Annotated in this window: 7 protein-coding genes and 1 pseudogene; 6 read left to right on the top strand and 2 right to left on the bottom strand. The window is 72.2% G+C overall.

The features are described from left to right. Positions 1 to 11: 11 nt before the first annotated feature. The 6 genes and pseudogenes from R4Z63_RS10575 (at position 12) to galE (ending at position 9,153) form a co-directional block, all read left to right on the top strand. Positions 12 to 3,921: pseudogene (locus tag R4Z63_RS10575) on the top strand (Rne/Rng family ribonuclease). Positions 3,922 to 4,182: 261 nt separating this feature from the next. Then, positions 4,183 to 4,503: a 50S ribosomal protein L21 gene (gene rplU / locus R4Z63_RS10570; protein ID WP_015033583.1), complete on the top strand. Its 321-nt coding sequence runs from the start codon at positions 4,183 to 4,185 to the stop codon at positions 4,501 to 4,503. Between the two features lie 13 nt (positions 4,504 to 4,516). Beyond that, positions 4,517 to 4,771, top strand: coding sequence for a 50S ribosomal protein L27 (rpmA, locus tag R4Z63_RS10565; RefSeq protein ID WP_030027134.1), 255 nt, complete (start codon positions 4,517 to 4,519; stop codon positions 4,769 to 4,771). Positions 4,772 to 4,947: 176 nt separating this feature from the next. Next, entirely contained in the window at positions 4,948 to 6,393 is a 1,446-nt protein-coding gene (gene obgE, locus R4Z63_RS10560; RefSeq protein WP_037923754.1) for a GTPase ObgE, read from the top strand. 70 nt (positions 6,394 to 6,463) lie between these two features. Next, entirely contained in the window at positions 6,464 to 8,080 is a 1,617-nt protein-coding gene (locus R4Z63_RS10555) for a glycosyltransferase family 2 protein (RefSeq protein ID WP_384451006.1), read from the top strand. 59 nt (positions 8,081 to 8,139) lie between these two features. Then, a complete protein-coding gene (gene galE / locus R4Z63_RS10550; RefSeq protein ID WP_037923760.1) occupies positions 8,140 to 9,153 on the top strand; it encodes a UDP-glucose 4-epimerase GalE in 1,014 nt (337 codons plus the stop codon). A gap of 126 nt (positions 9,154 to 9,279) precedes the next feature. On the opposite strand, the gene R4Z63_RS10545 is transcribed toward galE, so the two are convergent. Next, a complete protein-coding gene (locus R4Z63_RS10545) occupies positions 9,280 to 10,428 on the bottom strand; it encodes a glycosyltransferase (RefSeq protein WP_037923763.1) in 1,149 nt (382 codons plus the stop codon). Next, positions 10,425 to 13,304, bottom strand: coding sequence for a bifunctional glycosyltransferase/CDP-glycerol:glycerophosphate glycerophosphotransferase (locus tag R4Z63_RS10540; protein ID WP_384451010.1), 2,880 nt, complete (start codon positions 13,302 to 13,304; stop codon positions 10,425 to 10,427). The genes R4Z63_RS10545 and R4Z63_RS10540 overlap by 4 nt, the downstream gene beginning before the upstream one ends. Between the last annotated feature and the right edge of the window lie 41 nt (positions 13,305 to 13,345).

Raw genomic sequence — 13,345 nt, 5'->3', positions numbered from 1 at the left:
AACCGGCGGCCATGGACTACAGCTCCCGTGTGGCGAACGCGCCCCGGAGGCCGGCTCCGCGCCATCGTGCGGAGCCGCGCCGGACCGGAAGTCAGCCGCGGCGCCCGGGAGCGTGACGGGAGAACCGCCCGCAATGCTCAGTAACGAAAACGACACCACCCCCGCCGGCGCCGACAGCGGCAGCCCCAGTGACAACCTGCCCCCGCGCAGGCGTCGCCGCGCCGCTTCCCGGCCGGCCGGTCCGCCCGGCGGCGCCCCCGCCGCCGAGGTGACGCCGGAGGCGGAGCCCGCCCCCGCCGAGGAAGCCGCTCCGGCCGCCGCCCCCGCCCGCCCCCGCCGCCGTGCGACCCGCGCGGTGGCCGCTCCGAAGACCCAGGCCGCGGAGGCCGTCGTCGTCGAATCCGCTGCCGAGGCCGCTGCCGTGGAGGAGGCTGCTCCGGCTCCGGCTCCGGCTCCGCGTGCCCGCCGTCGTGCGACGCGTGCCGCGGCCGCGCCGGTCGCCGAGGCTGCGGAGGTTGCCGTGGTGGAGGCTCCGGCTGCTGCCGAGGCTGCTGCTGTGGTGGAGGAGGCTGCTCCGGCTCCGGCTCCGCGTGCCCGCCGCCGTGCCACCCGCGCCGTCGCCGCCCCGGCCGCCGAGGCCCCGGCCGCGGAGACCCCCGCCGAGCCCGCTCCCGCCGCCGAGGAGGCCCCCAAGGCCGCCCGCGCCGTGACCGTCGCCGACGCCGTGGACGCCCCCAAGCGCGGCCGCCGCCGTGCCACCCGCTCCACCACGACCGCGGCCGCCGCCCCGCAGCAGCCCGCCGCCGAGCCCGAGGCCGCCGAGGCGCCCGCCGCTCCGGCCCGTGCCCGCCGTGCGGCGCGTCCCGCCGTGGCCGTCTTCCAGGCACCGGTCTTCACCGAGCCGATGTTCCAGACCCCCGAGACCGCCGCGATGGCCGCCGCTGCCGCCGCGGCCGCGATCGAGGCCGAGGAGGCCGAGGAGGAGGAAGAGGTCGAGCCCGTCGCTCCCGCCGAGCCCGCGCAGCCGGCCGGCCGCCGCCGTCGCCGTGGCCGCGGCGCCGCCGAGACCGCGCCGGTCTCCCTTCCCGAGGTGCTCGCGGAGGAGGAGCCGGAGGCCGAGGCCCCCGGGCTCGAAGAGGAGTCGGCCGAGTCCGCCGAAGCAGCGGAGTTCGACGAGGACGACGAGTCGGGCGAGCGTCCCTCGCGCCGCCGTCGCCGCGGCGGCCGTCGTCGCCGTCGCGGTGAGGCAGCCGACCTCGACGAGTCCGCCGACGAAGAGGCCGAGGCGGAGTCTGCCGAGCAGGACGCCGAGGAGGAAGAGGAGGACACCGAGGAGGCCCTCGGCTCCACCTCCAGCCGCCGCCGTCGCCGTCGCCGCCGCCGCAGCGGTGAGCCCGCCGACGCCGCCGAGTCCGCCGGCGACGAGGACGGTGTGCGCACCGTCGTCAAGGTCCGCGAGCCGCGCCCGGCGCGCGAGAAGGCCGAGCCGTCCGACGAGGTCCAGTCCATCAAGGGCTCGACCCGCTTGGAGGCGAAGAAGCAGCGCCGCCGCGAGGGCCGCGAACAGGGCCGCCGCCGCGTCCCGATCATCACCGAGGCCGAGTTCCTGGCCCGCCGCGAGGCCGTCGAGCGCGTGATGGTCGTCCGCCAGAGCGGCGAGCGCACCCAGATCGGCGTCCTTGAGGACAACGTGCTCGTCGAGCACTACGTCAACAAGGAAGAGGCCACCTCGTACGTCGGCAACGTCTACCTGGGCAAGGTCCAGAACGTGCTGCCGTCGATGGAGGCCGCCTTCATCGACATCGGCAAGGGCCGCAACGCGGTCCTGTACGCCGGCGAGGTCAACTTCGAGGCGCTCGGCATGGCCAACGGGCCGCGCCGGATCGAGTCCGCCCTCAAGTCCGGCCAGTCGGTCCTCGTGCAGGTGACCAAGGACCCGATCGGCCACAAGGGCGCCCGTCTGACCAGCCAGGTCTCGCTGCCCGGCCGCTACCTGGTCTACGTGCCCGAGGGCTCGATGACCGGCATCAGCCGCAAGCTGCCCGACACCGAGCGCGCGCGTCTGAAGACCATCCTCAAGAAGATCGTCCCCGAGGACGCGGGCGTCATCGTCCGCACCGCCGCCGAGGGCGCGAGCGAGGACGAGCTGCGCCGCGACGTCGAGCGCCTGCAGGCCCAGTGGGCGGACATCCAGAAGAAGTCGAAGCAGATCACGACCTCTTCCCCGTCCCTCCTGTACGGCGAGCCGGACATGACGGTCCGCGTGGTGCGCGACATCTTCAACGAGGACTTCTCGAAGGTCATCGTCAGCGGCGACGGCGCCTGGGAGACCATCCACGGCTACGTCTCACACGTGGCCCCGGACCTGGCCGACCGGCTCCAGCGCTGGACCTCCGAGGTCGACGTCTTCGCGACGTACCGGATCGACGAGCAGCTCGCCAAGGCGCTCGACCGCAAGGTGTGGCTGCCCTCCGGCGGCTCCCTCGTGATCGACAAGACCGAGGCGATGATCGTCATCGACGTCAACACCGGCAAGTTCACCGGTCAGGGCGGCAACCTTGAGGAGACCGTCACCAGGAACAACCTGGAGGCGGCCGAGGAGATCGTGCGCCAGCTGCGGCTGCGCGACCTCGGCGGCATCGTCGTGATCGACTTCATCGACATGGTCTTGGAGTCCAACCGCGACCTGGTCCTGCGCCGCATGCTGGAGTGCCTGGGCCGCGACCGCACCAAGCACCAGGTCGCCGAGGTCACCTCGCTGGGTCTGGTCCAGATGACCCGCAAGCGGGTCGGCCAGGGCCTGCTGGAGTCCTTCTCCGAGACCTGTGTCCACTGCAACGGCCGCGGTGTCATCGTCCACATGGGAGACGGCGGCCGCGATCGGTGGCGGTGGCAACGGCAAGCGCTCGAAGCGCCGTGGCGGCCGCGCCGAGTTCGACCAGCACGACCACGAGGTCGAGACCGTCGAGACGGCCGGGTCCGACGCCTTCGAGTCCGAGTCCGAGGCCGAGGTGGCTGCCGAGGCCGCCGCGCCCAAGGCGCTGCCCGAGCCGGAGTTCGTCGCGGGCGAGGAGCTCTACAGCTCCCCGGCCGAGGCCGAGGCCGCGGCCGGCGTGAGTGGACGCCGCAACCGGCGCCGTGCCACCCGCAAGGCCACCGCTCCCGCGGGTGCCCCGCGAGGTGAGGCCGCCGCGGTGCAGGCCCAGGCCCCCGTGGCCGAGGACGTCGCCGAGCCGGTGACCGAGCCGGTGACCGAACCGGCCGACACGGGTCCTGGTGCCGGCCCCCGAGGTCGTCGCCGAGGCCGCTGCGGTCGAGGAGCCGGTCGAGGCCGCCCCGGCCGCTCCGGTCGAGGAGGCCGCGCCGAAGGGTCGTACCCGTCGCCGGGCGACCCGCAAGGCCACCGCGCCCGTGCCGGTCGCCGCGGAGCCCGCCGCGGAGGCGGAGGCCGAGCCGGCCCCGGAGCCCGTCGTGGCCGCCGAGCCCGAGCCCGAGCCCGCGCCCGTCGTCGAGCCCGAGCCGGCCGCCGCGGTTGAGGAGGCCCCGGTGGCGGAGGCCGTACCGGCCCGTCCGCGGCGTCGCGCCACCCGCAAGGCCACCGCGCCCGCCGGTTCCCCGGCCGGTGCGGCGGAGGCCGCCGTGGTGGTCGTCGAGGCCCCGGTCACCGAGCCGGCGACGCCGGCCGGGGAAGCCGGGTCCACCGAGGAGCCCGCACCGGCCAAGAAGGCCACCCGTAAGGCTCCGGCCAAGAAGGCGACCGCGGCGAAGAAGGCCCCGGCCAAGAAGGCGGCGACCGCCAAGAAGACCGCGGCCAAGAAGACGGCCACGACCAAGAAGACCGCGACGAAGCGGGCGACGAAGAAGACCGCGGCGGCGGAGCAGCAGGCTGCCCCGTCCGTCTCGGCTCCCGCCGAAGCCTGATCCGTCACGTGGCCGTGGGCCCCGCCGAACGGCGGGGCCCACGGCCGTGCGGGGCCCGGTTTGACCCTCCGGAACCGGCCCCGTAACCTAGACCGTCGGCGTGTCCTGTACGCGCCGCGCTCCTGAGCACCTTCCTCCCGCGTCCCGCGCGCAAGCGCGCGTACGGGAGAGGCCGCTCGTCCATTCCGGATCAGCGTGGGCCCCGGCCCGCCTGAGCGGCTGGCTTCAGGAGCATCCGTCCCGAGTGAGAGAGAGATCCGCGTGTACGCCATCGTGCGCAGCGGTGGTCGCCAGCACAAGGTTGCTGTCGGCGACATCGTTGAGGTTGACAAGATTTCCACTGCCAAGGTTGGCGACACGGTCGAGCTCTCGACCCTGCTCGTTGTCGACGGCGACGCCGTGACCAGCGACCCGTGGGTCCTGGCCGGTATCAAGGTCACGGCCGAGGTCGTGGACCACCACAAGGGCGCCAAGATCGACATCCTGCGCTACAAGAACAAGACCGGCTACCGCCGTCGCCAGGGTCACCGCCAGCAGTACACGGCGATCAAGGTCACCGGTATCCCCGCGGCTGCGAAGTAAGAGGGACTGAGACATGGCACACAAGAAGGGCGCATCGTCCACCCGGAACGGGCGCGACTCCAATGCCCAGCGGCTCGGCGTGAAGCGCTTCGGCGGTCAGGTCGTCTCCGCCGGCGAGATCCTCGTCCGCCAGCGCGGCACCCACTTCCACCCGGGCTCGGGTGTCGGTCGTGGTGGCGACGACACGCTGTTCGCGCTGCAGGCCGGTGCCGTGCAGTTCGGCACGCACCGTGGCCGCAAGGTCGTCAACATCGTTCCGGCCGCCTGATCCGGCTCCGGCCGATCGAGCGTTCGTAACTTCCCGAGGGCGGATCTCAGCTCTTCCCGGCGCAGGCCGGGAAGAGAGGTCCGCCCTCGGCGCGTTGTCGCATAGACACGTTTAATGGGCAGCAAGGCCTGCCACCGGACTTTCCGGACGATTCCGCTGTATCTGGAGGAACAACCATGACCACCTTCGTGGACCGCGTCGAGTTGCACGTCGCCGCGGGTAACGGAGGCCACGGCTGCGCCTCCGTGCACCGGGAGAAGTTCAAGCCGCTCGGCGGCCCCGACGGCGGCAACGGTGGCCGTGGCGGCGACGTCATCCTGGTGGTGGAGCAGGCGATCACCACCCTGCTGGACTACCACCACAGCCCCCACCGCAAGGCCACCAACGGCAAGCCCGGAGAGGGCGGCAACCGATCCGGCAAGGACGGCCAGGACCTGATCCTGCCCGTCCCGGACGGCACCGTGGTTCTCGACAAGCAGGGCAACGTCCTCGCCGACCTCGTCGGCCAGGGCACCACCTACGTGGCCGCCGAGGGCGGCCGCGGCGGCCTCGGCAACGCCGCGCTCGCCTCCGCCCGCCGCAAGGCCCCCGGCTTCGCGCTCCTCGGCGTCCCCGGCACCACCGGCGACATCGTCCTGGAGCTCAAGACCGTCGCCGACGTGGCGCTGGTCGGATTCCCGAGCGCCGGCAAGTCCTCGCTGATCTCGGTGCTCTCCTCCGCCAAGCCGAAGATCGCGGACTACCCCTTCACCACCCTCGTCCCGAACCTGGGCGTCGTCACCGCCGGCTCGACCGTCTACACGATCGCAGACGTCCCGGGCCTCATCCCCGGCGCCAGCCAGGGCCGGGGCCTCGGCCTCGAATTCCTGCGCCACGTCGAGCGCTGCTCGGTGCTCGTGCACGTCCTGGACACCGCCACCCTGGAGACCGACCGCGATCCGATCGCCGACCTCGACGTCATCGAGGAGGAGCTCAAGCTCTACGGCGGCGGCCTGGAGAAGCGCCCCCGTCTGGTGGTCCTCAACAAGGTCGACATCCCCGACGGCCAGGAACTGGCCGACATGGTGCGCCCCGATCTGGAGGCACGCGGCTACAAGGTCTTCGAGGTCTCCGCGGTGGCCCGCACCGGTCTGAAGGAGCTCTCCTACTTCCTTGCCGAGGTCATCGCCAAGGCCCGCGCCCGCAAGCCGAAGGAGGAGGCGACCCGTATCGTCATCCGCCCGAAGGCCGTGGACGATGCCGGCTTCACCGTCACCTACGACGAGGTCGAGGACGTGTACGTGGTGCGCGGCGAGAAGCCGGAGCGCTGGGTCCGCCAGACCGACTTCAACAACGACGAGGCCGTCGGCTACCTGGCCGACCGGCTCAACCGCCTCGGTGTCGAGGACGCGCTCAAGAAGGCGGGAGCCCGTGCCGGCGACGGTGTGGCCATCGGCTCCGACGAGAACGCCGTCGTCTTCGACTGGGAGCCGACCATGATGGCCGGTGCCGAGATGCTGGGCCGCCGCGGTGAGGACCACCGCATGGAGGCACCCCGCCCGGCCACCCAGCGCCGCAAGGAGCGCGAGGCCCGCCGCGGGGACTCCGCGCAGCAGGAGTACGACGAATTCCGGCCGTTCTGATCCGCTCCCGGGGCCGTGTGCCCCGGAGGGTTTGAGGGCGTCTTTACACGGGTCGCCTAGGATCCTGCGGGTGAACAGCAGCAACCCCCCGACGGTCTCCGTCGTGGTCATCGCGTACAACGACGCCGGGCTCGTGGGCGACGCCGTCTCCTCGGCGCTCGCCCAGGGCCCGGTGGTCACCGAGGTCATCGCGGTGAACGACGCCTCCTCCGACGGCACCGCGCGGGTGCTGGACGAGCTGGCCTCGGTCCACCCCCGCCTCAAGGTCGTGCACCGGACGGAGAACAGCGGGGGGTGCGGTACTCCGCGCAACGACGGGATCGCCGCCGCGTCCGGCCGGTACGTGCTCTTCCTCGACAGCGACGACATCCTGCCGCCGGGCGCGGCGGACGCCCTCGTGGGCACCGCCGAGCGGCACCGCGCCCCGGTCACCGTCGGCGCGGCCGTGCGGCGCGAGCTGCCCCAGCACCACGACGTGCCGTGGATGCCGGGTCTCTACACCCCCGGTGACGTCATCGAGCGCCCGGCGGACCGGCCCGAGCTCGTCCGCGACACCCTGTGCGTCAACAAGCTCTACGAGCGGGCCTTCCTCCAGGAGCACGGCCTGCGCTTCCCGGACGGCCGGTTCGTCTACGAGGACTTCGTCTTCACCTCCCGCGTGCTCGCCGCGGCCCCCCGCATCGCCGTCACCGGCGACCTCGTCTACGTCTGGCACGTGCGCCGCGGCGCCGCCCAGGTGTCCATCTCCCTGGACCGCAAGGACGTCGGGAACTGGCGCTCCCGCATCGAGGCCCACCGCACGGCCGCCCGGATCCTCACCGCCGCCTCCCCGGTGCTGGGCAGCGCCTGCCATGTGAAGTTCCTCGAATACGACCTGCGCATGTACCTGCGCGAGCTCGGCCGCGACCCCGGCTACCAGGCGGCCTGGTGGACCCTGACCCGTGACTACGTCGAGACCTTCGCCGCGGCCGACGTCGAGGCCGCCGCGGCGAAGGCCCGCTGGATCGTCCGGGTGCTGCGGGCCACCGCGACCCCGCCCGCCGACGTCGAGCGGCTCACCCGGCTGGCCGCCGAACCGCCGCTGCTGCTGCCCCCGTACGCGGTCGGCGACTCGGGCGAGCCGGTGTGGAGCGACGAGTTCCCGGTCGAGCTGGACGGCCTGTCGACGCTGCCGGTCGAGGAGCTGCCCGTCACCGTCGACGCCGAGCCGGCCGGCCGCGGCGCCGTCCGGATCCGCGTGCACGACCTCTACGGACGCCTCGCCGGGGCCGGCCCGCAGACCGCCCGCCTGAGCTTCGTGCCCCGCGCCGGCGGCGAGCCCGTCCTCGCACCCCCCGTCGAGCTGCTGCCCGACCGGGGCGGTGGCTGGATGGCCGTGCTGCCGTTCCCCCTCGCCGAACTGGCCGTCACCGGCCGCCGCCAGGGGCTGCGCAGGATGCAGGCGTGGAGCGTCGGGGTGGGCGTGCGGTGTGCCGACGGGAGCTCGGTGTTCACCTCCCTGCGCCCCCGGGGCCGGCTGCTCCGCCGTCGGGCGCTGCCCAGCAGCCGGTACGGTGTTCTGCTGGCGCAGCCCTACCGGACGGGGACCGGTGCCCTCGCGCTGCGCCTCGCGCCGGGTCCCGGGGGAGCCCTCTACCTCGTACGCAACCGGTTCCACCGGGCCCGCGCAGCCCGGGGGTCGGGCTGAACCCGATACGCCCCGCAGCGCTTTCCGCACCGAAGTCGGACAGGACCAAGGAGATACACATGACGTTTCTGATCACCGGTGGCGCCGGATACATCGGCGCGCACGTCGTCCGCGCGATGCTGCTCGCGGGGGAGAAGGTCGTCGTCCTCGACGACCTGTCCACGGGCAACGAGGACCGCGTCCCGGAGGGCGTCCCGCTGGTGGTCGGCTCCGTCCTGGACCGGCTGGTGCTGGAGAAGACCCTCCGCGAACACAAGATCACGGGCGTGGTGCACCTGGCCGGCAAGAAGCAGGTCGGAGAGTCCGTCGAGAAGCCTCTGTACTACTACCACGAGAACGTCCAGGGCCTGACGGTCCTGCTCCAGGCGGTGGCCGACGCGGGGGTGCGCAACTTCCTCTTCTCCTCCTCCGCATCCGTGTACGGCATGCCCGACGTGGACCTGGTCACCGAGGAGACCCCGTGCGCGCCGCTGAGCCCGTACGGCGAGACCAAGCTGGCCGGAGAGTGGCTGGTGCGGGCGGCGGGCAAGGCGCACGGCATCTCCACCGCCTGCCTGCGCTACTTCAACGTGGCGGGCGCGGCGACCCCGGAGCTCGCGGACACCGGCGTTTTCAACCTGGTGCCGATGGTCTTCGAGCGGTACGACGCCGGCCAGGGCGCCAAGATCTTCGGTGACGACTACCCGACGCCGGACGGCACCTGCATCCGCGACTACATCCATGTCGAGGACCTCGCGGAAGCCCACGTGGCGGCCGCCCGCAAGCTGGCCGAGTGGGCCGCGGCCGAGGACTACAAGGACCTCACCGTCAACATCGGGCGCGGCGAGGGCGTCTCGGTCGCCGAGATGGTCGAGCTCCTGAACAAGGGCACCGGACACGACTACGCCCCGGTGATCAGCCCGCGCCGTCCCGGCGACCCGGCGAAGGTCGTGGCCTCCGCCGACCGCATCAACACCGTGCTGGGCTGGCAGGCCCGCCACGACGTCAGCGAGATGGTCACCTCCGCCTGGGCGGGCTGGGAGGCCAACAAGGTGGCCCGCGGCGAGGCGCACCGCGACGTCCACAAGGCCTGACACTCCCGCCCCGCCCCGCCCGGCCCGGCTGTTCGGCGAGGCGCCGGCGCTACGGCGAGGCCGCCCGCCCCGGATCTCCCCGGGGCGGGCGGCCTCGCCGTGCCGTGTGTACGGCCGCGCCGCCGGTCAGCGCTCCAGGAAGGAGAACAGGTCCTCCCACCGGTCGGTGATCTCGGCGCTGGAGTAGCGCTTCACCGAACGGAAGGCGTTGTCCCCGAGCCGGTCGCGCAGCTCACGGTCGGACATCAGCGCGTCCAGGTGCCCGGCGAGCTCCATGGTGTTGCCGAGCCGGGCCAGCAGCCCGTCCTCACCGTGCTCGACGATCTCCCGTACGCCCGGCGCGCAGTCGAAGGCGGCCGGAGCCACGCCCGCCGCCATCGCCTCCAGCAGCGTGATCGGGAAGCCCTCGGCGCGCGAGGCCTGCGCGAAGACCGAGGCCTCGCGCAGCGCGCCCAGCACGTCGTCGGTGCTGCCCATCCACCGGACGGAGTCGTCGAGCCCGAGTGCGGTGCAGTGCGCCCGCAGCGCGGCCTCCTCCACACCCGCGCCATAGATCCTCAAGACCCAGTCGGGGTGCTGCGGGGCCGCGTCCGCCCATGCGTCGAGCAGCAGGTCGACGCCCTTCTCGAAGGCGAGGCGGCCGACGCTGGCCACGACCTTCCCGGTGCGCGGAGCCGGGGTGTCGGGCATGAAGGGGATCGGGTTCGGCATGCTGGCGACGTTCTCCATGCCCGCCCGGATCCACAGGTCCGCGTCCTCGGGGGTCAACACCAGCAGCCGGTCCACGTCCCGGTAGAACCGGCGGACCCGCTCGCCGCGGGTGGACTTCTGGCTGGCCTCGAACGACTCGTGGCTCATGCCGATGACGGACAGCCCCTTGGTGTCGGCGAGCGCCACCCACTCCATCGCCCAGACCTGGGTGACGATGACGACCCCGCCCGGACGGGCCGTGCGCAGCAGTTCGCCGAGCCGGTCCGCCTTGGCCTGCATCTGCGCCCGCCGGGCCGCCTGGCGGCGCCGCTCGGGCGCATTCAGCCGGCCCTTGATGCCGCGCAGGCGGCGGGCCGACGGCGGGTGGGTCTCGTACAGCGTGGTCGTGCCGTACGGCAGGTCCTGCGGCAGCTTCTGCCGGATCTCCTCGGCGACGGGCGCGATGCCGACGATGTGCACGCAGTGCCCGCGGTCGCTGAAGTGCCGGGCCATCTGGTGCGACCAGGTGGTCACGCCGCCGATCTCGTCGACGCTGTTGGAGACGATGAAGATGTCCCGGCTCACTTGCCGCTCCCGGTGAAGAACTTCTCGACGATCTGGCGGGCGGCGTCCCCGCGGTCGTACTCGCCGAACTCGGTGAGGAAACGCTGCCGCGCCTCCGCGTACTTGGCGTCCGCCTCCTCGAAGGCAGCCAGCGCCTGCAGGAGTTCGTCCGCGGTGGCCACCACCGGGCCCGGGGCCTTCTCCTTCAGGTCGAAGTACGTGCCGCGGATGTCGGTGGCGTACTCCTCGTAGTCGTAGGCGAAGAACACCATCGGCCGGTCCAGGACCGCGTAGTCGAACATCACGGACGAGTAGTCGGTGATCAGTCCGTCGGCGAGGGCCAGCAGCGGGGTGATGTCGTGGTGCCGCGACACGTCGACGACCCGGCCGGCGACCGACGGCGGCAGCGAGACGCTGTTGAGGTAGTGGGTCCGCACCAGCAGCGTGAAGCGGTCGCCGAGCCGGTCCGCGAACTCCTCCACGTCGAAGGGGAAGGTGAAGCCCTCCACCGTGCCGTCCGCGCCCGCCCGGAAGGTCGGCGCGTACAGCAGCACCTTCTTGTCCGGGTCGATGCCGAGTTCGGCGGCGAGGGAGCCGCGGACCCGCTCGCCGCTGTCGGCCTCGGTCCGGTGCGCCTCGACGAGGGCGTCGTTGCGCGGGTAGCCGGTGCGCAGCAGCACCTCGTCGCGCAGTCGGAAGCCCTTGGCGAGGGTGCGGGCGTCGTGCTCGGAGCGGATCAGGAAGTGGTCGAAGCGGTTCACGGCCGCCTGGAAGCGGTCCTGGCCGGCCCGGCCCTGCGCCTTGGTGCGGGGCTCGTGGAAGCCCATCCGCTTGAGCGCGGAGCCGTGCCAGGTCTGGATGTACGTGGTGCCCGGGCGCTTGGTGAGGGCCAGCGGGAAGCCCTGGTTGTCGATCCAGTACTCGGCCTGGGCCAGGGCGCGCAGGTACTGCCAGCTCCAGCGCTTGACCAGGGTGGCCTCCTTCGGGAAGCCGGTGGGCTTGGCACCCGCGTAGGACCAGATCGCCTCGAAGGCCACGCCCTGGCGGACCATCTCCTCGTAGACCGCCTTCGGGCTGTCGCTGTACTGCTTGCCCATGTGGCTCTCGAAGACGACCGTGCCCTTCTTGACGGGCAGTTTCGAGAAGACCTCGTGGTAGATCTTCACCTTCTGCTCGCCGGAGCCCAGGTTCCGGCGAGCCCGCAGCGCCTTGCGCAGACCCCGCTTGACCACGCCCGCCGCCCTGCCCTGTATGGCGTTGTTGATCAGCGACTGGGTGCGGACGGCTGCCGCGCCCTCCGCGGTCAGGACGTAGGAGAGATTGCCCTTCTTGGTCATCTGCGCGGCGAAGCGGTCGGAGACCAGGCGGGTCAGCCGGGGCCGGACGCGCAGCCGGGCCGCCGAGTCCAGATCGAGGCCGCCGACCGCGACGCGGGTGGTGATCCGCTCACCCCCGGCGGTCAGCTTGAGGCGGACGTCCCAGACGGCGTCGACGATGCCCAGGGGGCGCACGGTGCCGCCGATGTCCGCCGTGGTGCGCCACTCGATCGTGTCACCGGTGTGGCGCACGGACGCCACCGGGAAGCTGAAGGAGCGCACGCCGATCTGCCGGCGGGCCCGGAGCTCCAGGGTGGCCTTCAGCTCCGCGTCCTCGGCGATGCGGCCCAGCGGGTTCACGACCGTGCCGGACAGTGTCACCGTGCCGCGCCCGTCGTCCTCGTAGGAGGTGAGGCGGTTGCCCAGGGTGAGGGAGGAGAGCGGGGTGGTGTGGAAAGCTTCCTCGGTGACGTCCAGTATCCGGCGGGCCTCGGCGGCGTCGGGGCCGTCGATGTGCTGCGCGCACCAGTAGACGCGGCCGTCGCGCTCGGCGAGCGGGGAGGTCAGCCGCCCCTTGTTGACCATGGCGTCGGCGGCCGGGAGCAGGTTCTCCCAGTCCTCCCGGCCCAGCAGGTACGCGCAGATCGCCTGGAGGCGGGTGACGTGCTCGTAGGCCTCCGGATCGATGCCGGCGAGGTAGCCGTTGGCGAGGCCCGCGAACTCCCGGCGGTACTCGTCGCTCAGCAGCGGCAGGTCACGCAGGTGCAGGACCAGGTCGTGCTTGAGGAACTTGGCGTCCTTCGCGGACTTGATGTCCGTGTGGCCCTTGGCCGCCAGCAGCTCGTCGACACGCCGGTGGATCTCCATCCGGTGGACGAAGTTCGCGATCTCGTGGCGCCGGTTGCTGATCGACTTGGCCGCGGCCTTCTCGACCACGTTCCAGAAGTAGACGTGGTTGGGGATCAGCGTGATGCGCCGGGCCGCCACGTACGCCTGCGCCGAGAACAGCAGGTCCTCGTAGTGGATGCCGACCGGGAACTCCAGACCCTGCTCCAGCAGGAACGCGCGCCGGTAGCACTTGTTCGTGGAGAGGGTGTCGTAGACCAGCAGGTCCGGGAATTCGGTGATCGACTCCAGGGTGCGGGTGCGCGCGTAGATCCAGGGGTACCACTCGGTGGTCTTGCCCCACCGGTTGTCGAGGTGCACCCGTACGCACATGCCCGAGACCAGGTCGGAGCCGGTCCGCTCGGCTGCGGCCAGCATGTTCCGGCAGGCGTTGCGCTCCAGCACGTCGTCGCTGTCGAGGAACATCACGTACGTTCCGGTGGCCTGCTGGACACCGTGGTTGCGCGGGGCCCCGCAGCCGCCGCTGTTCTGCGGCAGCTGGAAGGCGCGCACCCTGCCCGGATGTGCGGACTCCAGTTCCTGGGCGACCGCGAAGGAGCGGTCCTGGCTGCAGTCGTCCACGATCACGACCTCGACACCCTGGAGTGTCTGGTCGAGAACCGACTGGACTGCTGTCGACAGACGCTCTGCGTCGTTGTAGACGATGACGACCACGGAGACGTCGGGCACGTGCACCTCGATCCCTTCGTTGCGTTCCGCTCATTCCGCTTATCCCG

It is taken from the genome of Streptomyces sp. PL-29 (assembly GCF_058344425.1).
The sequence above is the reverse complement of the archived record's forward strand: the minus strand, read 5'-3'. Positions and strand labels throughout refer to the sequence as shown.

What these genes read in the sequence shown, in the direction of transcription:
- obgE (WP_037923754.1), top strand. Translation starts at nt 4,948, where the DNA reads ATGACCACCTTCGTGGACCGCGTCGAGTTGCACGTCGCCGCGGGTAAC.
- galE (WP_037923760.1), top strand. Translation starts at nt 8,140, where the DNA reads ATGACGTTTCTGATCACCGGTGGCGCCGGATACATCGGCGCGCACGTC.
- rpmA (WP_030027134.1), top strand. Translation starts at nt 4,517, where the DNA reads ATGGCACACAAGAAGGGCGCATCGTCCACCCGGAACGGGCGCGACTCC.